Raw genomic sequence first — 23,303 nt, forward strand, 5'->3', positions numbered from 1 at the left:
AAGATAGAGTCACTCAAACACAGATGAAGCCACATGCCGTCGGCCCCGACCGACGGCCACGACGATGGAGTCCCCATGTTCGCGGAAGAGCGGTACCGCCAGATCAGCAGCCTGGTCTCCGCCGACGGCCGCGTCACCGTCGCTGGGCTCTCCTCGCGCTTCGGCATCACCAAGGAAACCGTCAGGAGGGACCTCGCCCTCCTCGAGAACGACGGCGTCCTGCGGCGTGTCCACGGCGGCGCCGTCGCCGGAAGCGGCGCGACGACGAATGAACCGAGCCTGACCAGCCGATCTGCGCAGCGCTCCCCGGAGAAGCGGCGCATCGCAGAGGCAGCCCTCGCGCTCACCCCCGTGACCGGCGCCGTCGTGCTCGATGCCGGGAGTACCACCGGAGCCCTCGCCGACCTGCTCGTCGAGGAGGGCCGCACAGGCCTGTCCGTCATCACCCATTCCGTCCCGATCGCCGCGCTGATCTCGGGTGCCGGGCTGAGCGTGGAACTCGTGGGCGGCCGGGTCCGGGCACTGACGAGTGCCGCCGTCGGCAGCAGCACCGTGACCCATTTCTCCCGCCTGCGCGCGGACATCGCCTTCATCGGCGCCAACGGGCTCGCGGCCGGCTTCGGCCTCAGCACGCCCGACGTCGACGAGGCGGCCGTGAAGACCGCCCTCGTCCGCTCCGCCCGGCGCGTGGTGCTCCTGGCGGACTCGTCGAAGTTCGACGAGGAAACCCTGACCAGCTTCGCCTACCTGGAGGATATCGATGCCCTCATCACCGACCGAGCACCCCGGGGACCCCTCGCGGAAGCCCTCACCGACGCCGACGTGGAGGTGATCGTCGCGTGATCGTCACCCTCACCGCCAATCCAAGTATCGACCGCACCGTGGAGCTGAACACGCCCCTGGTACGCGGAGCCGTCCAGCGTGCCGTCCGCGTGGTGCAGGAGGCGGGAGGCAAGGGCGTGAACGTGAGCCGCGCCCTCGCGATGTCCGGCATCCGGACCCTCGCGATCGTGCCCGGCGACGACGACGACGCCGTCCTCGCGGGGCTGCGGAGCATCTCCCTCCCGTTCCGCAACCTGCCGATCGGCGCCGGGCTCCGTATCAACACGGCCATCACCGAGCCGGACGGCACGACGACGAAGATCAACGAGCCCGGCCCCGAACTCTCCCCCGCCGGCCTCGAGGAACTCCTCGCGGTCGTGGTCGCCGAGAGCGACGGCGCGGACTGGCTGGTCCTCGCCGGGTCGCTGCCCCCGGGGGTCCCGTCCACCTTCTACACGACGGTCACCGCTGCCGTGCGGAAGGCGTACGGACCGGAGGCGCCCCTCGTCGCGATCGATTCCAGCGGCGGGCCGCTCATCGCGGCCGCCGCCGGCATCCCGGCTCCGGACCTGCTGAAGCCCAACGCCGAGGAGCTCAGCGAGTTGAGCGGTATCGGCACGGGTGACGAGCTCGAGCAGGACCATGAACTGGCCGCGAGGGCCTGCGCGGTGCTCATCGCCGCGGGGGTCGGAGCGGTACTGGCGACCCTTGGATCCAAGGGCGCCCTGCTCGTGACGGACGCAGGGGCATGGCATGCCGTGCATCCACCCGTCACGGCACGCTCCACGGTCGGCGCCGGCGATTCCGCGCTGGCCGGCTACCTGCTGGCGCACTCTGCAGGAGAACGTCCGGAGAACTGCCTGCGCCAGGCCGTCGCCCACGGATCGGCGGCCGCTGCCCTTCCCGGTTCCACAGTTCCATCGCTCGACCAGACCACGCCGGACGTCGTCGTGGTCACACCCCTCGAGGTCACGCTGCCCGTGATCGAACCAAGCGCAATCGGGTCCACCGCAGGGCCCCAACAGGAGGAATTCTGATGTCCGACATCATCACTCCGGAGCTCGTGGCTCTGGACATGGACCTGGGGAACGATCGTCCCTCGGTCATCCGCCACCTCGCGGAGCGGGTTGCCGCCCAGGGCCGCTCCACGGAGGTGGACGGCCTGTATGCCGACGCACTCGCCCGGGAGGAGAAGACCTCGACCGGCATCCCCGGCGGCATCGCGATCCCGCACTGCCGGTCCACGGCCGTCTCGGAAGCGACCCTCGTCATGGCACGCCTGTCCCCACCCGTGGACTTCGGGGCCAAGGACGGCCCGGCGGACCTCGTGTTCTTCATCGCCGCCCCCGACGGGGCGGACCAGGAGCATCTGAAACTGCTGTCCAAGCTCGCCCGGTCGCTGATCAAGAAGGACTTCACCGCCTCGCTGCGCGCCGCGCAGTCCCCGGCCGACGTCGTCGCCCTCGTCAACGGTGCACTCGGCCTCGGCGACGCGCCGTCAGCTGCCCCGGCCGCCGGAGCCCATTCCGCCGGGTCCCCCGCCGGTTCCCGCACGAGTGAGGCCGCGGCCACGCTCGGCACCTCGCCCGCCGGGACCGACACCACGGGGCCCGCCGTCGACCGGACCCGGTCGACCGACACCCGGGCGCGACGCCTCGTAGCCGTGACCGCGTGCCCCACCGGCATCGCCCACACCTACATGGCGGCCGACTCCCTGGTCGCGGCGGCCAAGGAGCGCGGGATCGACCTCCAGGTCGAGACACAGGGCTCTTCCGGCGCCACGCCGCTGGACCCGTCGGTCATCGCCGCGGCCGATGCCGTGATCTTCGCCGTCGACGTCGACGTCCGCGACAAGCAGCGCTTCGCCGGCCTCCCCGTCATCAGCTCGCCCGTCAAGCGTGGCATCGACGAGCCGGGCGAGATGGTGGAGGAAGCCCTCGCCGCGGCCGGGAACCCCAATGCGCGCAGGGTCGCCGGCACCGCCGGTGACCAGCAGGCGGATGACGACGGTGGCCGGGACAGCGTGGGCAGCACGCTCAAGCGCGCACTGCTCACCGGCGTCAGCTACATGATCCCGTTCGTGGCGGGCGGTGGCCTGCTCATCGCCCTCGGCTTCCTCCTGGGCGGGTACCTCATCACGGAGACCGCGGACGCCGTGGTCCTCGAGAACAGCCTGGTGGATCTGCCGGCCGGAGGGCTCGGCGAGTACCTCGGGGCCGTGGCCTTCAAGATCGGCCAGTTGTCGCTCGGATTCCTCGTCCCCGCCCTCGCCGGTTACATCGCGTACGCACTGGCGGACCGTCCCGGCATCGCTCCCGGCTTCGTCGCCGGTGCGGTGGCCGGCTTCATGGGCGCAGGCTTCCTCGGAGGGATCGTCGGCGGCCTGCTCGCCGGGTACGCGGCCATGATGATCGGCCGCCTGTCCGTGCCCCGCTGGCTGCGGAGCCTCATGCCGGTGGTGATCATCCCGCTCGTGGCGTCCATCGTGGCGTCCGGCCTGATGTTCCTCCTGCTCGGCGGACCGATCGCCGCACTCACCGTGGGCCTCAACAACTGGCTGTCCGGGCTGACCGGTACGGCCGCCATCGGGCTCGGCGTCATCCTCGGCCTCATGATGGCCATCGACCTCGGCGGCCCGGTCAACAAGGTCGCCTACTCCTTCGCCGTCGCCGGCCTCGGGGCCGCGTCGCTCGACAACGTGGCACCCCTGCAGATCATGGCGGCCGTCATGGCCGCCGGCATGGTCCCGCCGCTCGCCATGGCCCTGGCCACCCTGATCGACCGCAACCGCTTCACCGAGCCGGAGCGGGAGAACGGGAAGGCCGCCTGGCTGCTTGGTGCCAGCTTCATCTCCGAGGGCGCCATCCCGTTCGCGGCCGCCGATCCGCTGCGCGTGATCCCTGCATCCCTGCTGGGTTCCGCGGTCACCGGCGCCATCATCATGGGCACCGGCGTCACCTCGCAGGCCCCGCACGGCGGCCTGTTCGTCTTCTTCGCGATCGGGAATTTCGCGATGTTCGTGGTCGCGATCCTGGTCGGAATGGTCATCTCGGCACTCGCGGTGATCGCCCTGAAGCGCTATGCGACCCGCAAGACGGAGACGCCCGCGTCCGAGCCGGTTGCAGCCTGACCTCCAGTCGGCTTGGCTGTACTGGAACCCATTCACGACAAAGGAGCACATCATGGCAGAACGCAAGGCAACCGTCGCGAGCCGCGTGGGGCTGCACGCCCGCCCGGCATCGATCTTCGCAGAGGCTGCGGGAGAGCTTCCCCTCGAGATCACGATCGCGATGGACGGCGAGCCCGCCGAGGAAGCCATGGACGCGTCGAGCATCCTGTCGCTCATGAGCCTCGGAGCCTCGCACGGCGACGTCGTCGTCCTGCGCGCCGAGGGTGACGGCGCCGAGAGCGCGCTCGAGGCCCTGGCCCGCATCATCGAGACGGACCACGACGCCGCGTAGTCCGCACCGACACAGAGGGCACCATCCGCCGTGCATACGTGGCGGGTGGTGCCCTTCGTGCGTCCCCAGCATGAGACCAACAGGTGAGTCCACCCGTTGTGACGGGCGTACCTGCCTGCCGGGTAACGATCCGCTGACCCCCCACGGAAAGCGGCAGTTACATAATCATAATTTTCGCACACCATGATGGAAACGTGAACAGCAGGAGGACACAAACGCGTCACTATTCCTGCACGCCGTGCAGTCGGCGTCGATCCGCCCGGCCGTCTAGGCGAGCCTGTTCGCGGCGGAGGCGCTTCTCCTGCCGATGACGTGGCTCGCCCGGATCAGGCAGAGGCCCAGGACGGTCAGCAGGATGGCCGAGAACGGCAGGAGGACGTCCCAGTACATCAGGTCCAGGGCCGTCAGCCTCAGCAGCACGAACACCACCACGAGCGAGTAGCCGGAGGCCACGAGGGCGCACGCGACGCGGTGGATGATCCGCGCATGCCGGTCGAAGGCCGCCAGCGCCGCCGGGATCACGAGGCAGGCTGCAACATACCCCGGATAGAGCCGACCGACCGCGGCGTACTGCTGCACCGTGTCCTGGCCCGCGAAGGCGTGCAGGCCGGTCGAGCTCCCCTCGAGCTCACTGGACACGAAGAAGTGGAGTGTCGCCGCGACCGTCAGGGCCAGGATGGACAGGCCGAAGGGTCCTGCGATCAGACGCCGGGCGCGCATGGAACCGAAGGCGGCCGCCATCCGGATCCCGAACAGCAGGAAGACGGCGTACAGGGCCATCCGCAGCAGGAGGTTCGCGACGTTGACACCGCCGAGGACCGCGTCCATCGCCCGGTAGAGCGGATCGATCGATAGACCGACGGCAAAGGTGAGGAGCACGAGCGCCAGGAACATGGTGCGCCCACGAGCGTCCCGCAGGCCCGGGATGCGGATCGCGGAGCCGGCGGCGCACAGGCCGAGTGCCGCCCATTGGATCGTCATCGCGTTCATCCGAGGTTCTCCCACATGGCCCGGTCCTTGCCGTCGTCGAGCTCGGCCCGACGGATCTGCTTGCCGAGGACGTCGAGGCGGTCGCGGGCGAGGAAAACGAGCTCGAGGTCACCCAGGGCACAGAGGGCACGGGCCCGCCCGTCCGCCGGCCAGCCTCCCTCGTCGGGTGTCAGCAGCCCGGTGACCACGAGCCCGCTCGTGAGGGAGACCCCGGCGATCCGGGCGGCCTCGACGGCGATCTCGGGCGCGAGCCGACCTGCCGTGAGCTGAGCGGACAGGTTCTGGCGGGCCACACCGGTGCTGGCCGCCAACTGCTGGCGGATGTCACCGGGGTCGATCGCCTCGATCCAGGCCCTGACCGAGTTCCGATGCGGGAAGGGTGCAAGATTCAGTTGCAGGTCGGTCCCCGTGCACTCCCGGTCCTCGCTGCGGGCCACGAGCAACCGAAGGATGTCGATGTGCGAGACCTGGCTGACGAGTTCCGCGTCGGTCGGCATCCGGATGCCGACCTGGAGGTCGCCGTAGCCCTCGAACTCGGCGAGGGCCTCCACGGGCGGGAGCCCGTAGCCGCGGGCGATGGCCACGATGGTCGGCACCGAGACCTTGCCCCGGACGAGCTGCTGGGCAAGGGTGGAGCGCTTGATGCCCGCGACCCTGCAGAGGTCGGTCACCGTGTCCTCGGGTGCAATCCGGGAACGCCACAGCTGGAACGCCTTGGCTGTGACGGCCATCATCACCTTTCGATTGGACTTTCCAGTATCCCGTCGAAGTATACTGAGATCGCTGGCTCCGAGTTCTGCGATTCCCCCATACGCAGAACTCGGAGCCAGCTCCAGTTAAGCGGCCTGCCTCGTCAGGACGGCACAGGCCGCCGCACGGTGCCTACCAGCGGACCTTCTTCTCCTTCTTCCCCTGCTTGCTGCTCTCGTGCGCGGCCTTGGCGTGGCCGGCGCCGGTCGCAGCGGCGGGACTGGCGGCATGGTTCTTCTTCGCCAGTGCGAGCTGCGCCCTGGGGTCGTCCTGCAGCTTCCGGGCGCCGGCCCCCACAGGGGTCCCGCCGGTATCGGTTGCTGACGCGTCGTCCTGGGGCTGTTGGTTCTGGGGCGTGCTGGTCATGGTGTTCCTTTCGGCTACGGACGCCCGCGGAACGTGTCTGGGCGGGTCAGTGCGGGGCGCGAGAAACTCGCGACGCGCGTGCTGGGAGGACCGGACAGATTCAGTGGGCGCCCTTGGAGGGTGTCATCGACAAGTGGCGTGGAACGCGGCCGAAGCCGGCTCACCTACTGGAAAAGAAGTGTCCTCATGCCCATGACCGTACACCCGGCCGGAGCGGCGGGACAAGAGCGCCGGGGTGCGGCGGTCCTAGCGCTCACGGACCCCGTGCAGCGTGACATCGACGAAGACCAGGCGGTGGTCACTGGTGGGAAAGGGGAAGATCCCGGTCAGTTCCGAGCCCGGCGTACCCGCCCGCGGCCAGAAGACCCCTGCCGCCGCGACCCGCAGCGTGCGGGACGGGAGTACGTAGTCGGCCCGAATGTTGCCGGCGGTGAGATCCTCGAAATCCGCGGTGTCGTAACGGGGATCACTTCGATGGTCGGCATTCGCGCCGCCCTGGAACGCGGAGGCTTCGGTGGCTCCGCTCGACGACGGCAGTGGGTCCTGCACCAGCTTGTTGCCCAGAAGCTGACCGATCGACCCGTCCAGTGAGTCGCCGTCGAGCGGGTCACTGTTCTGGTCCCCCATCACGACGAAGCGTTCACCGCGCTGCAGGCCCCCGGACGTCCCGGCGTCGTCGTAGATGTAGGAGGCGTCGGATCCACCGGTGACGTAATCCGACCAGAAGCGGATCTCGTCGCTGTTGCGCCTGCCGTTGCGGTCCTCCACGCCGTCGAAGACGGGAGGCGTGGGGTGGCTTGCCAGGACATGGACGGTCTTCCCGCCCACGCTCACCGGCACGTCCCAGTGGGACTTGCTGGACAACGGGAGCACGGCGAGCTCACTCGCGGAATACCAGTCCCCCGGGGTATCCGTGACGGGGTTGTCGGGAAGGAGCGCGCCGGGCGTGTCCTTCCACAGGAAGTCCTGGAAGGTCCGCACGGACTCCGTGAGGATCGGGTACCTGGAGTAGATGACCATGCCGTACTGGCCCTCGAACGCGCCGAAGCCCAGCGCATCGTCCGCACCACCCACCGAACCGTCGTTGTTGAGATCGAACCGGCTGGGAACACCGGTGTTCGACGGCGCCGTGTACACGTAGGGGTAGTCGAGCGGGGCTTTGCCGTTCTGACCGATCGACAGGTAGTTCTGGTGGAACAGGTCTGCAGCCCGGCCTCCCGGGACGTAGTCGAACTCGTTGAGGAGCACCACGTCGGGGCGGTTGGTCTGGAGGACCTCGGCGATCGCCCTCGCCTGCGCGTTGCCCGGCGTGCGCAGGTCCCGGACCAGCTCGCCCGCCGAGGACCGGTTCAAGCTCGCGTTGTACGTGGCGAAGCGGACCTCCTGCCGGGCGCCCTGGTTGCTGTGCGGAAGCACTGCCCGCGTCTCGTCCGCAGGCTTGGCGACGGCGAGGGGAGCGGGTACCACGAGGAGCGAGACGGCCAGCAGGCCGGTGACGCAGCGCCCTAGGACTCGCATTGCTTCCCTCCTCGGGTCATGGAGATGACGCCGCCCCATGGCCGCGCCCTGCCCAAGCAGTTCGCTCGGGTAACTTGAGCCTAACGGCGAAAGGCGTCCCGCAGCCGGCGCGAAGGTAACGATTCAAGGTCGACCCGGGGTGGCCCGATGCCGTCCCGGGCGTCGCGCCTCGAGGGCTCCGAGGTCCCGCTCGGCTGCTTCGAAGGTCTGCTCGAGGCGGGCTACTGCAACGGCGTACCTCGCCTTCCCGGTCTCGTCGTCCGGGGAGGCCGTGACGGCGTCGCGAGCCGAGCCTGCAGCACGGACGGCTTGCACCACCGGGCGTACGGCGGGGTTCCCGGGTTCGTGCATGCCCGGGTAATGGATGGCCTTGCCCGGATCGACCTCATAGTCCGCCCAACGCCGCAGCACGTCGTCGTGGCGGCGCTGCAGATCCTCCCTCACCGCTGCCCGCGACGCCTCCTCGGCACGGCGGCGCCGCTGCTCATGGCGGCCCACGGTCCAGGCGACGGCGGCCGCGGAGGAGGTGATGCCCACCGCGAGCGCCAGCCATGCCGCGCCCAGGGCTCCGGCGACGATGCCGGCACCGACGACGACCACCACCCCGCCGAACGCCAGCCAGAAGGAGTCGTCCGCATCACCACCGCGCCGGGAGGCGGCGTCGACGCGCCATGCGGTCAGTGCCGCGGCACCGACCATGGCGGCACAGGCGGCCAGGCTACCCATCAGGGCGACGGCGTCCATGAATTCCCTCTCCGCTGCGGCTCGGGGGCCTCTCGGCGCACCTGCCGTACACCAGTTCCTACCAGTTCAAACGAGCAGGGGTCTCCAGTCAATCCCCGATCGCGGAGGGTCTTCCGTCGATCGGGGGCGCTTCTCGTCGGTCCCGGCATGGCGGGGAGGGGACGGCGCCTCCTCCGACCGGGCAGCAGAAAGGGCCCCGGCCAGGCCGGGACCCTCGTGTTGCTGGTGGGCCCTGTGGGGCTCGAACCCACGACCCACGGATTAAAAGTCCGTTGCTCTAGCCAACTGAGCTAAGGGCCCGCGCCATGCACCCGGACGTCGCATCATGGAGATCGTCGTCGGGCGCCGACCCGCCTACTTTATCGCAATCGCCCTCGCCGCGAGGACTGCCCCGGGACTCCCGCCTTCCTGCCTGAAATCGCCCAGGAGTATCCTCATTTCATGGACGGCGAATATACGAACAACAGCCCGCGGCCCCACAAGCCGAAGCCATTCGCCCCCGCGGACTTCGAGGTATTCGCGGGGGGAATCGACCCGTCGAGGGTGTCGGAGGCGGCCCACATGGCCGCCCATGCCCTCGTCCATCACGGGCGAGACTCCGACGATCCGGACGTGACGCGCCGGCTCGTCGAACTCGCCGACCAGCAGGGCCTCGACGCCATCGCGGAGATGTGGGCCGCAAGCCCGCCGCGGTCCCTGCCCGGCGCCCTGTGGCGCCTCTACGCGCTCCGCTCGGCCACCCAGCAGAACCCCGATCGCATGGCCGCGTACTTCGCCTCGGGCAAGGAAGCCGCCCAGGTCTCGAAGGTCGTCGCCGGCGTCGCCGAACCACCGGGCGCCGCGGAGATGGAGGCGATGGCCGACACCATCCTGTCCGGAGCGTTCGAGGGGGAGTTCGACGTCGCACTCGAACGCTTCGCCGCGTTCTGCCGCGTGGTCGCGCTCGGGCAAGCCCACCACGCCGACGACGCCGAGGTCGCCAACGGCCCCCACGCCACGAAACTCACCCGCAACTCGCATCAGCTCATCAAGACGGCCGAGGATCTCGAGCACGCAGCGGCATCCTGGCGGCGCGGGGAGCTCGACTGAACCCCTCGCCGGGGCCGATGTTGACAGGGGCTCCGGCGAGGGCAAGACTTAAGTCGGCGTCGGACCGTGGAACCCCCGGGCTTCAACACTCAGCCGCTTCGAGCGGCCTTCCGCCGAGAGGCGCTCCCGGTTCGACGCCACTACTCTGCCCTCCAGCATCCAGCGTGGCCACCGTCGGCGTGCTGGCAGTCCCTGTCCCTTTGAGGAAGACTCCGTGAAACTACGCCTCTTCCCGCAGGAAAACACCGGACTGGAACTCCTCTCCCGCATGGCCCGGCAACTCGTGCTCGGCGTGGGGACCATGTCGGCCATCCTCGGGGCCTCGACGCAGGAGTACGACCGCCTGTCGGAGGAGCTCCACCAGCACGAGTCCGCCTCGACGGACCTGCACTTCGCCCTCCTGACCTCCATGCGGACCTCCTTCATCAACCCGCTGCCCCGCGAGGACCTGTACGCCCTGTCCCGCCTGCTCAACGAGGCGATCGAGAAGCTCGACGGCGCCGGGGAGCTGATCGCCCTGTACAAGCTGAGCAAGCTCAGCCACCGGGCCGCCGATCAGCTCGAGGTGATCAACCGGCAGGCCGAACTGACCGCGGTGGCCATGCAGCACCTGAATTCGATGGACGAGCTCGAGGAATACTGGATCGAGATTCTGCGGTTGGCCCGGCGGGCCGAACGGACGCACCGCAGCTGGTGCGCCGAACTGCTCAACGACCACAAGCCGCTCGTCTATGCCCGGCACCGTGACGTCGCCAACCAGCTCGTCGACGTCACGAGGGACATCCGGCGGGTGGCGACCCAGGTGGGCAGCATCCTCGTCAAGGAATCGTAGGTGGAGCCGCTCCTCCTCGGCGCGGTGGTCACGGCCGCAGGCGGATTCGCTTTCCTCAACGGCTTCCACGACGTGTCCAACTCCGTGGCCGCCGCCGTGCGCACCCGCGCGCTCACGCCCACGGTCGCCGTCCTGCTCGCGGCCCTCTTCAACTTCATCGGAGCGCTGCTCAGCACCACGCTGGCGCTGTTCTTCGCCGAAGCCGCCATCGGCCTCCCTTCCGGGCCCACCGGGCTCGGAGTCCTCATGGCCGCGCTGCTCGCCGCGTGCATCTGGGGCGTGATCACCTGGTATCGAGGCATCCCGTCGTCGTCGACCCATGCGCTCCTCGGGGGCATCCTGGGCGCGGGAGGCGCATCGCAACTGGCGAACGGGCTCTCGATGAGCGGTGCGGGCGAGACACTGCTGCTGCAGATCGCGGTGCCCCTCGTGCTCTCGCCGATCGTCGCCTACCTCCTCGCCTATGCGGCGGTCTTCCCCGCTACCTGGTTGCTGCGCCACGGGTCCCCGGCGAAGGTGAACCGCGGGAACCGCATGGCGCAATCCGTCCTGGCCGGCACGTTCGCGTTGGGCCACGGGCTCCAGGACGGGCAACGGACCATGGCGGTGATCCTGCTGGCCCTGGTCGGCTCGGGCTACGCGGCGGGCTCCGAGATGCCCCTGTGGGTCCAGCTCTTCGCCGCCGCACTCCTGGCCACGGGCTCGCTCTTCGGCGGGTGGCGCATCACCCATACCCTCGGCAACCGCCTGGTGCACATCGATCCGCTGCGCGGTATGACGGCGCAGGGCGTGAGCTCGGCGATGCTGTTCATCGGCGCCATCTCCCTGCACATGCCGCTGTCCAGCACGCACACCATGGCGGCCGCGATCGTCGGTGGCGGCGCGAACCAGCGATTCGCCTCCGTCCAGCGCCCCCGGGTGATCAGGATCCTCGGTGTCTGGCTCGCGACGGCCCCGGCCACCGCGCTCCTGGGGGCCGTCTTCTTCCTGGCGCTCAGCCCGCTCCTGTGAGGCGGGCCGCACCTCCACCCCCTCCCGGGGCGGGTCGCGGCACCCGAGCCAGCCCTCAGGCCCGACGAAGGCCTGCCGCGTGCGATCTCCGGATACGACGACGGCGGCCCCCCCTTGGGAGCCGCCGTCGTCGTATTCCTCGCGCGATACGCCTACCCGAAGCGGCCGGAGACGTAGTCCTCGGTGGCCTTCACGGCGGGGTTGTTGAAGATCGTGGTGGTCTCCCCGTACTCGATGAGCTTGCCCGGCTTGCCCGTTCCGGCGATGTTGAAGAACGCCGTCTTGTCGGACACGCGCGCGGCCTGCTGCATGTTGTGCGTGACGATCACCACGGTGTACTCGGCCTTGAGCTCGTTGATGAGGTCCTCGATGGCGAGCGTGGAAATGGGGTCCAGTGCCGAGCAGGGCTCGTCCATCAGGATCACCTGGGGTGAGACCGCGATGGCCCGGGCGATGCACAGGCGCTGCTGCTGTCCGCCGGAGAGACCCGACCCGGGACGCGCCAGGCGGTCCTTGACCTCGTTCCACAGGTTGGCGCCGCGCAGCGACTTCTCGACGAGGGAGTCGGCGTCGGACTTGCTGATGCGCTTGTTGTTGAGTTTCACGCCCGCCAACACGTTGTCGCGGATGGACATCGTGGGGAACGGATTGGGCCGCTGGAAGACCATGCCGATCCGTCCGCGCACGGTCACCGGGTCCACCGCGGAGTCGTACAGGTTGTCCCCGTCGAGCAGCACCTCACCTTCGACGCGGGCGCCGGGGATGACCTCGTGCATGCGGTTGAGGGTGCGGAGGAAGGTGGACTTGCCGCAGCCCGAGGGGCCGATGAACGCCGTCACCGAACGGGCCTCGATGTTGATGTTGACGTCCTCCACGGCAAGGAACTTGCTGTAGTAGACGTTCAAGTCCTTGACGTCGATGCGATTGGACATTGCTTCCTTATCGGTAGTAACCGCGTGCTGACAGCAGCCGGTCGTGGGAGAGGTGGGTGTTCGAGCCGCAGTGCCGGGTCATCGACTGGTCTTCGGAGCGAAGGCACGGGCGATGAGACGGGCGGCCAGATTGAGGAGCATGACCATCACGATCAGGGTCAAGGCCGCCGCCCAGGCGCGCTGGGTACTGGCATCGATGTTGGTGGGGGACGTCGGCGTGAGGATCTGATAGTAGATGAACGTCGGGAGGGTGCTCATCCAGCCACTGAACACGTTCGTGTTGATCGAACTCACGAAGCCGGCCGTGACGAGGATGGGCGCGGTCTCGCCGATGACCCGCGCGATGGCGAGCGTCACTCCGGAGGCGATGCCCGAGATGGCGGTCGGTACCACGACCTTCACGATCGTCCGCCACTTGCGGACCCCCAGCGCATAGGCGGCTTCACGGAGTTCGTTCGGGACGATCTTCAGCATCTCCTCCGTGGAGCGGACCACCACGGGGATCATCAGGACGGACAGCGCTACGGCCGCCACGAAACCTGTCCGGGTCCCCGGGCCGAACAGCAGTCCGAAGAGGGCCGCAGCAAACAGGCCGGCGACGATCGACGGAATGCCGGTCATGACATCGACGAAGAACGTGATGGCGCGGTCGAGCCGTCCGCCGGTCCCGTATTCGACCAGGTAGACGGCCGCCATCAGCCCGATCGGGACGGAGATGAGCGTGGCCCAGAGTGTGATCTGGAGGGTCCCGATGATGGCGTGGTACGCGCCGCCCAGGACGGGCGACCCGTTCTCCGCCGAGGCATTGTCGGTGGCTCCCGTGACGCCGTTCATCGAGGTGAAGAAGAAGTCGTAGGACAACCCCGGCAGGCCCCGCTCGAGGACGGTCCAGATGACCGACAGGAGAGGAAGCAGGGCGATGATGAAGCAGCCGTAGACGAGGTACGTCATCAGGGAGTCGGAGGCCTTGCGGGTGCCGCCGAAGGCCGCCGTGATCATGGTGGCTCCGGCGACGAAGAAGACCGCGGTCAGGATGGCCCAGACGATGATGTTGAATCCGATGAGGGCGGAGACCGCTGCGCCCAGGACGACCGCCGCGGCCAGTACCACCCAGACGACGTACCCGGGCATCCTGCCCTTCGTCAGCTGCGAGCGCCGCTTCTCGAGTGTTGAGCTGCTCATGTCAGTTTGCCCCTGAGAATTCCTTGTGGCGGCTGATGATCCAGCGCGCGATGATGTTGACTGCCAAGGTGATGACGAAGAGCACCAGGCCTGCAGCGATGAGCTCACTCAGCCTCAACCCGAACGCTTCGGGGAAGTTGAGCGCGATCTCGGCCGCGATCGTCTGGTTGCCCGACTGGATGAGGCTTGCCGTGAGCGCCCCTCCGGACAGGACGAGCGCGACGGCCATCGTCTCTCCGAGTGCCCGCCCGAGGCCCAGCATCGCCGCGCTGACGATGCCCGCCCGCGCGAAGGGTAGGACGGCCATGCGGATCATCTCGAGCCTCGTGGCACCCATGGCCAGCGCCGCCTCCTCGTGGAGTGTCGGCGTCTGCAGGAAGATCTCCCGGCTGAGGGAGGTGATGATGGGCAGAACCATGACTGCAAGGACGATGCCGGCCGTGAGGATGGTACGCCCGGTCTGGCTCGCCGGACCTTCGAAGATGGGAAGCCAGCCGAGGTTCTCCGCCAGCCAGCCGTAACCGATGGCGAGCTGCGGCGCGAGGACCGCGTATCCCCAGGCCCCGTAGACGACGGACGGGATCGCCGCGAGGAGGTCGACGAGGTAGCCGAAGCCCTGGGCGAGCCGTCGCGGCGCGTAGTGCGAGATGAAGAGCGCGACGCCGATCCCGAGAGGAGTCGCGATCAGCAGCGCGATCGAGGCGGCGATGATCGTCCCGATGACGATCGGGAAGATGTAGGACCCGAAGCCCTCACCCCCGGTGATGTCAGCGGGGTCTGCGCTGAAAGTGGGTAATGCCTGAATGACGAGGAAGGCGGCAACGCCGAAAAGGACTGCCAGAATGAGGCATCCTGCGGCGAGGGTGGCGCCGGAGAAGATCTTGTCTCCGGACTTCCCTCCCACTTCACTTCTGGTCAGGGTGTTGGTCGACACGGGGAATCCTTCATGGCGAGTGGTGGTGGGCGCTGCGCGCTCAGAACAGTTTCACGGTACGGGAGTCTCGAGCACGCGTCCCCTTCGAGCAGGACCCCGGACAGTGGACAGCCCCGTCCGGTTCCCAGGGGAAACCGGACGGGGCATCGGCATCAGCTAGGAGGCTACCGTGATGGATTCGATAGCGGCCTCGGCATCCATGCGGATGTTGTCGGAGATCGGAGCGCTCCCTGCGGAACCCTCGGCGGTCTGCTGACCCTCCTCGCTGACCACGTAGGACTCGAAGGCCTTGACGAGGTCGGCGGTCTCCTGATCCTCGTAGGTGCTGCAGACGATGTGGTACGAGACGAGGACGACCGGGTAGGCGCCCGACTCGGTGGTGTCGCGCTCGAGCTCGAGGGACATGTCGACGTCCGAACGGCCTTCGACGGGCGTGGCGGATTCGACGGCCAGCGCGGCGGCCTCGGGGCTGAACGGCACGTACTCCTCGCCCACCTTCACGCTGACCTGGCCCAGATCGCCGACGGCCGACGCATCGGCGTAGGTGATGGCGCCGTCGGTGCTGGTGGTCGTCGAGACGACGCCGTTGGTGCCCTGGGCGTTCTCTGCGACGTAGGCGGCCGGCCAGGCGCCGTCGGCCTCATCGGTCCAGACGTCGGGAGCGGCGGCGGCGAGGTACTCGGTGAAGTTCTCGGTGGTGCCCGAGTCGTCGGAGCGGTGCACGACGGTGATCGGCGTGCTGGGAAGCTCGGCGTCCGGGTTCTGCGAGGCGATGGCCTCGGCGTCCCAGGTGGCGACCTCGCCGCGGAAGATCGACGCGATGGTGGCGGCGTCGAGGTTCAGGGTGTCGATGCCCTCGAGGTTGAAGGCGACGGCTATCGGGGAGACGTAGACGGGGATGTTGATCGCGCCGTCCGGACCGCAGAACTCCTTCGAGGCCTCGTACTCCTCATCGTCCAGGAAGGCATCGGAGCCCGCGAACTGGACAGCCTGCCCGAGGAAGGCCTCACGGCCCGCGCCGGAACCGTCGGGAGAGTACTGCACGGTGGCGCCGCTGTTGGCAGCGGAGAACCCTTCCTGCCAGGCCGTCATCGCCGCGTTCTGGGCTGAAGAACCTGCACCCGTCAGGGTGCCGCTGACGGCAGCTGCGCCTTCGGACGCGTTGCCACCCTCGGATGCGGGGGTCTCGCCCGTGGCATTGTCGGAACCACAGGCGGTCAGCGCCAACGCGGCTACCGAGATGACTGCCGCAGCGCGGCCAAAGCGAAGAACCTTCACTAGATTTTGCCCCTTCCAGGGATCAATTCATCGATGCGCGGACGGCGCTCGAGAGATGTACGCGTTCCTGTACTCCATCGAAGCTAGGCAGCGCAGGTGAAGAGACTGACCAAGGAACCTTAACGGAAGGTTAACAGCGCTGGTCCATTGTCCTGTGAGGCTGCTGCGTCCTGGATGAAGGGGCGGCCTCCCGGCCCAGGACGCACCTCCTAGACTGGGTCCATGCCGCCGCGCCAGGGAATGTCCGCCACACTGGCCTTCCTGCGCAAGCGCTCCCGGATCGGGTTCAGGCGCAGTGCCAACTCCGTGGTCACCGCCCTGCAGATGACCGTGTGCGCGGTGGGCGCCTATGCCTTCGCGGAGCAGGTCCTGGGCCACAACGGACCGCTGTTCGCGGCGACGTCCTCGATGATCTCGCTGGGCTTCTCCCGGGACCCCCGGGTGCGGCGCGTCCTGGAGGTGGCGATCGGCTGCACCCTCGGGATCGCGGTGGGTGACCTCCTGCTCGCCCTGTTCGGCACCGGCCTGTGGCAGGCCGCCCTCGTGCTGTTCGTCTCGATCCTGCTGGCCCGGTTCCTGGACAGCGGGACGATCTTCACGACGCAGCTCGGGCTGCAGTCGCTGCTGGTGGTGCTGCTCCCGGCGCCCGAGGGCGGGCCGTTCACGCGGAGTGCCGATGCGATCGTGGGTGGCCTGTTCGCGCTGGTGATCACCGTGTTCCTGCCCCGCGACCCGCGCCGCGAGCCCAAGACGAACGTGCGGGGACTCCTGGACGAGCTCTCCGGCGTGCTCCGCGAGGGCGCCTCGGCCCTCCGGAAGAGCGATTCGACGCTGGCCTGGCACGCGCTGGTCCGTGCGCGGAACTGCCAGTCCCAGTTGGACAGCCTGACGGGCAGCATGAAGGCCGCCCAGGAGGTGGCACGCATCTCCCCCGCGTACCGCCGTCACCGCGAGGAACTCGGCTCGCTGGGGGACGCGATCGACTCGATCGACCTCGCCATCCGCAACAGCCGCGTGTTCTCCCGCCGCCTGACCTCTGTCATCAACCACGCGGCGCTCACCGACGAGGCGATCGAGGCCCTGAGCCAGTCCCTCGAGGACACGGCCGACGCCGTCGACGTGCTGAGCCGTGCCCTGTCGGTCAGCGATTCCGCCGAGCGGCGCCTCAACCTGCGGCAGGCACGCAACGAACTGGCGGCCATTGCCACGGACCTCCACCCCAAGACCCTCCACATCAGCCGGCTCGAGGGTGAGGGCCTCGTCCTGCTCCTCCGGCCGCTCATCGTGGACCTGCTCAGCGCCACGGGCCTCTCGCACGAGGACGCCGCCGACTACCTGCCGCGGCTCTGAGGGCCGCCGGCGTGGCCTTGGCTGTCGGTGGCCGCCGGTAGCCTGAAAGCATGGCCACGAAGACCTCCCCCGCCGCACGCGCGGGCCGCAACAACACCCCGGGTTACCGCTGCGCCGAATGCGGGTGGACCACCGCGAAGTGGGTGGGTCGCTGCGGGGAGTGCCAGGCGTGGGGCACCGTCGAGGAGACCGGGCAGGTCGTCGCGCGCACCACTGCCGCCACGGCGGTCACGACGCCGGCCCGGCGGATCGCCGACGTCGACGCGACACTCTCCGGATACCAGCCCACCCGGATCGACGAGCTCGACCGCGTCCTCGGCGGCGGGCTGGTGCCCGGCGCCGTGATCCTCCTCGCCGGCGAACCGGGCGTCGGCAAGTCGACCCTCCTCCTCGACGTCGCCGCGCGGGTCGCACGGCTCGGCAAGAACGTCCTCTACGTGACGGGGGAGGAATCGGCGGCCCAGGTGAAGCTGCGGGCCGACCGGATCGACGCCGTCGCCGATTCCCTCTACCTGAGTGCGGAGACGGACCTGGGCCAGGCCCTCGGCCAGGTCGAGAAGGTGGACCCCGCACTGCTCATCGTCGACTCCGTGCAGACGCTCAGCAGCGCCGCGGTGGACGGCAGCGCCGGCGGGGTGACGCAGGTGCGGGAAGTCGCGGCGTCACTCATCGGGGCGGCGAAGGCGAGGGGAATGACCACGCTGCTCGTCGGGCACGTCACCAAGGACGGCTCCATCGCCGGACCGAGGCTCCTCGAGCACCTCGTCGACGTCGTGTGCCAGTTCGAGGGCGAGCGCCATTCCCGTCTGCGCCTCCTGCGCGCGGTCAAGAACCGGTACGGGCCCACGGACGAGGTGGGATGCTTCGACCTCACGGACAGCGGTATCGAGGGCTTGGCCGACCCCAGCGGCCTCTTCGTGTCCCGCACCAAGGACCCGGTGTCGGGGACATGCATCACCGTGACGCTCGAAGGCCGGCGCCCCCTTCTCGCGGAAGTCCAGGCCCTGCTCGCGGAGTCACCCAACTCCCAGCCGCGGCGCGCCACCAGCGGACTCGACAGTTCCCGCGTCGCGATGCTGCTGGCCGTACTGCAGAGCCGCGCGTCTGTCAGCCTGCACAAGGACGACAGTTACGTCGCGACGGTCGGCGGGGTCCGCCTGACCGAGCCCGCCACCGATCTCGCCGTCGCGCTGGCGATCGCCTCCGCGAAGACGGACCAGCCACTGGCCGCGCGGCTCGTGGCGTTCGGGGAAGTGGGCCTCGCCGGCGAGGTGCGCCCGGTCCCGGGCATCGGCCGGCGCATCCAGGAGGCGCAGCGCCTCGGGTTCACGCATGCGATCGTTCCCGCCTCGCCCGCCGGAACGGGGCCGGTGCCCAAGGGCTTCTCCGTACGGGAGGTCTCCACGCTCGCGGAGGCTCTTGCACTGCTGTTCTGACGGCACCGCTCCGGGCCCTGCCGCGGGACGGGGAGGCGCATGACGGTTCTGCGACCCCTGCGGGTACGGAGGAATTTGTGCGCGCCAGTAGTATTAGGTGCGGCCCTGGCGTTACGCCGGGGCCGCTGCCCGCCGTCCGGGGTTCGACGGCGGCCGCCCGACTGCGCCGGGCCTTCAAGAGCGCGGGCGGTGAAAGGATGGGGCCATGGTTCGGAGTCCGGAGGACGCGCTCAAAGCCACCCTCGCCAGAGTAGCCCCGGGCACGCATCTGCGCGACGGTCTTGAGCGAATCCTGAGGGGGCGGACCGGTGCGCTGATCGTTCTCGGCTTCGACCGCACGGTCGATTCCATCTGTTCCGGCGGGTTCGACATCGGGATCGAGTTCTCTCCCACGCGACTTCGGGAACTCGCGAAGATGGACGGCGCGATCGTCTGCGACAAGGACGCGAGCAAGATCCTCCGCGCCGCGGTGCAACTGGTACCCGACCACACCATCGAGACGCAGGAGTCCGGGACGCGCCACCGCACCGCCGAGCGCGTCGCGAAGCAGACCGGACTCCCCGTGATCAGCGTCAGCCAGTCCATGCAGATCATCGCCCTGTACATCGACGGCCTCCGCCACGTCCTCGAGGGCTCCGAGCCGGTTCTCGCCCGAGCCAACCAGGCGCTGGCAACCCTCGAGCGGTACCGCGCACGGCTCGACCAGGTCACCAACTCGCTGTCCGCCCTCGAGATCGAGGCGATGGTCACGGTGCGCGACGTCGCCGTCACCCTGCAGCGCCAGGAGATGGTGCGCAGGATCTCCGAGGAGATCTCGCAGTACGTGCTGGAACTCGGCGTCGACGGGCGCCTGCTCTCCCTGCAGGTGGAGGAGCTCACCACGGGCCTGGGGCCCGGCAGCGAGATGGTGCTGCGCGACTACATGGACCTCGGCAGCAGCACGGCCCCGGTCGAGGAGCGCGTGGCGACGCTGCAGGGCTTCAGTTCGACGGACCTCATCGACCTGGGCACCATCGCCAGCGTGCTGGGCTTCAACCCCTCCCTCGACTCGCTGGAGGCGGTCATCCAGCCGAAGGGCTACCGGCTGCTGTCCGGCATCAAGGCCATGCCGCCCGCCGTGGCGAACCGCCTGGTGGAGCACTTCGACGGACTGCAGAATCTCATGGCCGCCAACATCGAGGACCTCATGGCGGTCGACGGCATCGGCGAGCAGCGCGCACGGACCGTCCGCGAGGGGTTGTCGCGCATCGCCGAGACGAGCCTCCTCGACCGGTTCATGTAGGCCTGCCGCGCCCCTCGACGCGGCGGCCTGCCGGCCTACTGCAGCGTGAACGTCACCGGGGCGCTGCTCCTCGCGCCCAGCCGCGTGGTCAGGGTGTAACTGCCCTCCGCCGGCTCCTCCTCCACCACGGTGCACCCGGGTACCGTGCGGTTGCGCGCCCACTCGAACGTCGCCCGCTCCTCGCCGCCCGGTTCGATGACGCGGTCGAGATCCTCCGAGGACTCCTGGCAGTCGATCGACGAGAACACACGTTCGGCGCCTCGGGTGAGGACGAACTCCATCTGCGACGTACCCACGTTCACCGCGCACGCAGTGGTCCCCCCGTTGCGGATGACCAGGGACAGGACCGGTTTCTCCTCCGGGGAGTAGGTGCGCTCGTCGGTCTCGGCAACGACCACCACGGCGGCGGGATCGCACCGGCCCGCCGACGGACTCCCGCTCGGAGTGGCACCGGGAGAAGCAGGCGCCGACGACGAGCCCGCGCTCGGCGCTGCACTCGGAGGCGTCCGGCTCGCCGAATAGGCAGGGCCTGTCGGGGAGGACGTCGACCCGGGCGCGGAGGACGGATCGCCCGCATCGTCCTGCCGCCCGAAGAGCCCTGCCAGGGCAGCACCCCCGACGGCGAGCGCCACCACGACGAGGACCACCAGGATGGCCACCACCAGGCGGCGCCGCCTGTACACGCCGGGGCCGGGGCGGCGACCGCCACCGCCCGTCGGTCCGCCCGTGCCGTGATCCGTGGATGCCATCCATCAAGGCTAGGGGGTCCCCCGTTCCTCCGGGCACCGCACCGGTCGATAGAGTAGTGGGGACAAGAATCCAGGAGCACCCATGAACCCCGGTACCGCGGCGTCCACCGGTCCCGCCCGACCGACGGATGCGGCCGGCGCCGCAGCGCCCCTGCCCGCACTGCACGGCCGGCTGACCGACTGGTTCGCCGGTTCGGCCCGTGACCTCCCGTGGCGGGACGCCCGCTGCTCGCCCTGGGGCATCCTCGTCAGCGAGGTGATGCTGCAGCAGACGCCCGTGGTCCGGGTGCTCCCGGTCTGGCAGGAGTGGCTCGACCGCTGGCCCACCCCCGCGGACCTCGCCGCGGAACCCTCCGGCAGCGCCGTCCGGCACTGGGGACGCCTCGGCTACCCCCGGCGCGCCCTGCGCCTCCACGGGGCCGCCACCGCCATGGTCGAGCGCCACGGCGGCTCCGTCCCCTCGACCTACGAGGGCCTCCTGGCTCTGCCCGGGGTGGGCACCTATACCGCGGCCGCCGTCGCGGCGTTCGCCTTCGGACGGCGCGAGACCGTCGTCGACACGAACATCCGCCGGGTCCATGCGCGCCTCTTCGGGGGCAGCGCGCTACCCGCCCCGGCGCTGACGGCCGCCGAGACGAAGCGCGCCGCGGACCTCCTGCCGCACGACGACGCGCTGTCCGTCCGGTGGAACGCCGCGGTGATGGAACTCGGTGCCGTCATCTGCACGGCCCGGGCCCCGCAGTGCCACGCCTGTCCCGTGCTGGACGCCTGCGCGTGGGTGGCCGCGGGACGGCCCGCGCCGGACTACGTCCCGAAGGGCCAGGCCTGGGCCGGGACGGACCGGCAGGTGCGGGGCGCCATGGTCGCGGTGCTGCGCCACACCGACGCACCGATCCCGCGCTCCCTCCTCCTGGAAGCACCCGCCGACCTCGGCATGGGCTCGTCCGACGGCGCCACCGCGGGCGTCGTCCTGCCGGAGGCCCTGGCGGCCCTGCATGGCCTGCGGGCGCCGGCCGAGCAGCTCGAGCGCGCCCTCGCCGGTCTCCTCGCGGACGGTCTCGCCGAGGAACTGGGCGAAGGGGTCCGGCTGCCGGGCTAGGCGCGTCCTCCCTCGAGCGCCAGGCCGGCACCGGGACCCGCGGGACGGGCCGGAGGTGCAGGCAACTGCCTCAGGTCGGCTCGCCGAAGCCCGCCTCGACCTCCCGTCCCACGAAGTCCACCGCTGCCTGCGCGTCGGGGCCGACGGCCTCGACCGAGACCGTCCGGCCCTGGCCGAGCCCGAGGCTCATCAGGAGCATCACCGACTTGCCGTCGACACCGTTCACGGTGATCTCCGCGTCGAGGTCCGTGAGCCCGGTGGCGAGCGTGGCCGCCGGGCGGGCATGCAGGCCCATCTGGTTCGGCAGCGTCCACGAGCCGCGGGCCGTCCGCTCCCCCTCCGGTGGCGGACCGTCCGACGGCGGCGGGGCGGACGACCCGGCCCCGGGCGCCGCCGCGGCATGGGACACGAAAGGCTCGAACTCCTCCGGCCGGATGGAGACGACCGCGCCCTCGGCTGCCCGCAGCACGTCGTCCACCGTGGATCCGCCCTGCGCCTGCACCGCGGCGGCGACGGCCCCCTCCACGAGGGCCGCGTGTGCGAGACGGACCTTCTCCCGCGCCGCGGGGTCGAGGAACTCGAGCACCATCTCGGCCGTCATGACGGCGGACCCGAGATCGGTGAGGATGACGACGCCGTCACCGCCGTCCGCCTGCTCGATCGCGGCCTGCACCCGGTCGAAACTCGTGCCGATCCGCGCCGGACCGGCGCCGTCGCCCGTGCCCCCCGCGGCCGCGAGGACGACGTCGGGCGCCATCTGCGCCGCGAGGTCGACGACCCCCTCCGCGATCTTCTCGCTGTGCGACACGATGACGAGGCCTACGCTCATGCGGTCTGCCCTCCGGCCGTCTTCGCAGCGACCTGCAGGATGAGGGCCGTCGAGACCGCTCCGGGGTCCCGATGCCCCGCACTGCGTTCGCCGAGGTAGCTGGCCCTGCCCTTCCGGGCGATCAGCGGTTCGGTCGCGATGGCTCCGGCGTGTGCAGCCGCAGCCGCCGCCGCCAGGACGTCGGACGCACCCGCCCCTCCCTCGGCCGCGGTCCGGGCCGCATCGGCGGCGGGGGTCCAGGCGTCCACCATGGTCTTGTCCCCGACCTCCGCCTTCCCGCGCGCGACGATGCCGTCGCGTGCGGCCAGGATCATCGCGGCGGCCGCCGCGGCGTCGATCTCCTCGGCGTCACCCAGGGAGGTCGCGGCTCGCAGGAACGCCGTCCCGTACAGGGGCCCGGCGGCTCCGCCGACAGTGGACATCAGCGTCATGGCGACCTGCTTGAGCACCGCCGCCGGCGTGCCGGGAACCTCCCCCGCATCGAGCTTGGCAACGACGGCGCTGAATCCCCGGTCCATGTTCTCCCCGTGGTCGGCGTCACCGATGGCCCTGTCGAGTTCGATCAGGAGTGTGCGGTTCTCGGCGACGACGCGCGCGGCCTCATGGATCCACAGGACGGCCCACCGGGGGTCCAGGCGCTTGGTCATCC

The 23,303-nt window shown here is 69.7% G+C and carries 23 protein-coding genes and 1 tRNA gene; 11 read left to right on the forward strand and 13 right to left on the reverse strand.

The genetic code is table 11. The features are described 5' to 3' along the window. Positions 1 to 75: 75 nt before the first annotated feature. From AC4D2F_RS15815 to AC4D2F_RS15830, 4 genes are read left to right on the forward strand one after another with little or no spacing between them, the layout of a single operon-like run. Complete coding sequence (locus tag AC4D2F_RS15815; protein ID WP_104167391.1) at positions 76 to 843, forward strand: DeoR/GlpR family DNA-binding transcription regulator; 768 nt, start codon at positions 76 to 78, stop codon at positions 841 to 843. Then, positions 840 to 1,859: a 1-phosphofructokinase family hexose kinase gene (locus AC4D2F_RS15820; protein ID WP_490911446.1), complete on the forward strand. Its 1,020-nt coding sequence runs from the start codon at positions 840 to 842 to the stop codon at positions 1,857 to 1,859. Before AC4D2F_RS15815 ends, AC4D2F_RS15820 begins: the two co-directional genes overlap by 4 nt. Continuing rightward, positions 1,859 to 3,952 (forward strand): PTS fructose transporter subunit IIABC, encoded by a 2,094-nt coding sequence (locus AC4D2F_RS15825; protein WP_490911448.1) that lies wholly within the window; start codon positions 1,859 to 1,861, stop codon positions 3,950 to 3,952. The genes AC4D2F_RS15820 and AC4D2F_RS15825 overlap by 1 nt, the downstream gene beginning before the upstream one ends. Positions 3,953 to 4,004: 52 nt before the next feature. Next, entirely contained in the window at positions 4,005 to 4,283 is a 279-nt protein-coding gene (locus tag AC4D2F_RS15830) for an HPr family phosphocarrier protein (protein WP_104167397.1), read from the forward strand. Positions 4,284 to 4,550: 267 nt separating this feature from the next. Here the strand turns inward: AC4D2F_RS15830 and AC4D2F_RS15835 are convergent, their stop codons facing one another. The 6 genes from AC4D2F_RS15835 to AC4D2F_RS15860 all read right to left on the reverse strand — a co-directional run bounded on the left by AC4D2F_RS15835 (position 4,551) and on the right by AC4D2F_RS15860 (position 8,951). Further along, entirely contained in the window at positions 4,551 to 5,273 is a 723-nt protein-coding gene (locus AC4D2F_RS15835) for a hypothetical protein (protein WP_104167399.1), read from the reverse strand. Beyond that, positions 5,270 to 6,007, reverse strand: coding sequence for a hypothetical protein (locus AC4D2F_RS15840; RefSeq protein ID WP_306738510.1), 738 nt, complete (start codon positions 6,005 to 6,007; stop codon positions 5,270 to 5,272). The genes AC4D2F_RS15835 and AC4D2F_RS15840 overlap by 4 nt, the downstream gene beginning before the upstream one ends. A 148-nt stretch (positions 6,008 to 6,155) precedes the next feature. Beyond that, positions 6,156 to 6,389, reverse strand: a complete 234-nt coding sequence (locus AC4D2F_RS15845) for a hypothetical protein (protein ID WP_104167401.1) — start codon at positions 6,387 to 6,389, stop codon at positions 6,156 to 6,158. Positions 6,390 to 6,635: 246 nt separating this feature from the next. Next, the gene (locus AC4D2F_RS15850) at positions 6,636 to 7,907 is read right to left on the reverse strand and encodes an endonuclease/exonuclease/phosphatase family protein (RefSeq protein WP_490911450.1); all 1,272 of its coding nucleotides are present in this window, start codon (positions 7,905 to 7,907) and stop codon (positions 6,636 to 6,638) included. A 123-nt stretch (positions 7,908 to 8,030) separates the two neighbouring features. After that, positions 8,031 to 8,651 carry a hypothetical protein gene (locus tag AC4D2F_RS15855; RefSeq protein ID WP_490911452.1) on the reverse strand — a complete coding sequence of 207 codons (621 nt, stop codon included), beginning with the start codon at positions 8,649 to 8,651 and terminating at the stop codon, positions 8,031 to 8,033. A gap of 223 nt (positions 8,652 to 8,874) precedes the next feature. Beyond that, positions 8,875 to 8,951 (reverse strand) — tRNA-Lys (locus AC4D2F_RS15860). Between the two features lie 141 nt (positions 8,952 to 9,092). Here AC4D2F_RS15860 and AC4D2F_RS15865 point away from each other — a divergent pair. From AC4D2F_RS15865 to AC4D2F_RS15875, 3 genes are all read left to right on the forward strand, one after another. Then, a complete protein-coding gene (locus tag AC4D2F_RS15865; RefSeq protein WP_104167407.1) occupies positions 9,093 to 9,740 on the forward strand; it encodes a hypothetical protein in 648 nt (215 codons plus the stop codon). A 214-nt stretch (positions 9,741 to 9,954) separates the two neighbouring features. Then, on the forward strand, positions 9,955 to 10,572 hold the full coding sequence (locus AC4D2F_RS15870) for a DUF47 domain-containing protein (RefSeq protein WP_104167409.1): 618 nt from the start codon (positions 9,955 to 9,957) through the stop codon (positions 10,570 to 10,572). After that, on the forward strand, positions 10,573 to 11,583 hold the full coding sequence (locus AC4D2F_RS15875) for an inorganic phosphate transporter (protein ID WP_104167411.1): 1,011 nt from the start codon (positions 10,573 to 10,575) through the stop codon (positions 11,581 to 11,583). It abuts the gene before it with no gap. A gap of 152 nt (positions 11,584 to 11,735) precedes the next feature. Here the strand turns inward: AC4D2F_RS15875 and pstB are convergent, their stop codons facing one another. From pstB to pstS, 4 genes are all read right to left on the reverse strand, one after another. After that, the gene (gene pstB / locus AC4D2F_RS15880; RefSeq protein WP_104167413.1) at positions 11,736 to 12,515 is read right to left on the reverse strand and encodes a phosphate ABC transporter ATP-binding protein PstB; all 780 of its coding nucleotides are present in this window, start codon (positions 12,513 to 12,515) and stop codon (positions 11,736 to 11,738) included. Between the two features lie 78 nt (positions 12,516 to 12,593). Further along, on the reverse strand, positions 12,594 to 13,697 hold the full coding sequence (gene pstA, locus AC4D2F_RS15885) for a phosphate ABC transporter permease PstA (RefSeq protein WP_490911454.1): 1,104 nt from the start codon (positions 13,695 to 13,697) through the stop codon (positions 12,594 to 12,596). Position 13,698: 1 nt separating this feature from the next. Next, on the reverse strand, positions 13,699 to 14,631 hold the full coding sequence (pstC, locus tag AC4D2F_RS15890; RefSeq protein WP_490911457.1) for a phosphate ABC transporter permease subunit PstC: 933 nt from the start codon (positions 14,629 to 14,631) through the stop codon (positions 13,699 to 13,701). Between the two features lie 156 nt (positions 14,632 to 14,787). Continuing rightward, on the reverse strand, positions 14,788 to 15,909 hold the full coding sequence (gene pstS, locus AC4D2F_RS15895) for a phosphate ABC transporter substrate-binding protein PstS (RefSeq protein WP_490911460.1): 1,122 nt from the start codon (positions 15,907 to 15,909) through the stop codon (positions 14,788 to 14,790). A 222-nt stretch (positions 15,910 to 16,131) separates the two neighbouring features. Here pstS and AC4D2F_RS15900 point away from each other — a divergent pair, with 222 nt between their 5' ends. The 3 genes from AC4D2F_RS15900 (at position 16,132) to disA (ending at position 19,977) form a co-directional block, all read left to right on the forward strand. Continuing rightward, the gene (locus tag AC4D2F_RS15900) at positions 16,132 to 17,259 is read left to right on the forward strand and encodes an FUSC family protein (RefSeq protein ID WP_104167421.1); all 1,128 of its coding nucleotides are present in this window, start codon (positions 16,132 to 16,134) and stop codon (positions 17,257 to 17,259) included. A 50-nt stretch (positions 17,260 to 17,309) separates the two neighbouring features. Next, positions 17,310 to 18,695 (forward strand): DNA repair protein RadA, encoded by a 1,386-nt coding sequence (radA, locus tag AC4D2F_RS15905; RefSeq protein WP_104167423.1) that lies wholly within the window; start codon positions 17,310 to 17,312, stop codon positions 18,693 to 18,695. A gap of 205 nt (positions 18,696 to 18,900) precedes the next feature. Further along, the gene (gene disA / locus AC4D2F_RS15910) at positions 18,901 to 19,977 is read left to right on the forward strand and encodes a DNA integrity scanning diadenylate cyclase DisA (protein WP_104167425.1); all 1,077 of its coding nucleotides are present in this window, start codon (positions 18,901 to 18,903) and stop codon (positions 19,975 to 19,977) included. Positions 19,978 to 20,012: 35 nt separating this feature from the next. Here disA and AC4D2F_RS15915 read toward each other — a convergent pair whose 3' ends face one another. Beyond that, a complete protein-coding gene (locus AC4D2F_RS15915; RefSeq protein ID WP_490911461.1) occupies positions 20,013 to 20,726 on the reverse strand; it encodes a hypothetical protein in 714 nt (237 codons plus the stop codon). Positions 20,727 to 20,808: 82 nt separating this feature from the next. Here AC4D2F_RS15915 and AC4D2F_RS15920 point away from each other — a divergent pair, with 82 nt between their 5' ends. Further along, positions 20,809 to 21,825: an HhH-GPD family protein gene (locus AC4D2F_RS15920; RefSeq protein WP_490911463.1), complete on the forward strand. Its 1,017-nt coding sequence runs from the start codon at positions 20,809 to 20,811 to the stop codon at positions 21,823 to 21,825. A 70-nt stretch (positions 21,826 to 21,895) separates the two neighbouring features. Here AC4D2F_RS15920 and dhaM read toward each other — a convergent pair whose 3' ends face one another. Both dhaM and dhaL read right to left on the reverse strand, forming a co-directional pair. Continuing rightward, on the reverse strand, positions 21,896 to 22,654 hold the full coding sequence (gene dhaM, locus AC4D2F_RS15925) for a dihydroxyacetone kinase phosphoryl donor subunit DhaM (protein WP_490911466.1): 759 nt from the start codon (positions 22,652 to 22,654) through the stop codon (positions 21,896 to 21,898). Next, complete coding sequence (gene dhaL, locus AC4D2F_RS15930) at positions 22,651 to 23,301, reverse strand: dihydroxyacetone kinase subunit DhaL (protein WP_490911468.1); 651 nt, start codon at positions 23,299 to 23,301, stop codon at positions 22,651 to 22,653. Before dhaL ends, dhaM begins: the two co-directional genes overlap by 4 nt. Positions 23,302 to 23,303 lie beyond the last annotated feature (2 nt).

The organism is Arthrobacter sp. TJ-263 (genome assembly GCF_058269155.1).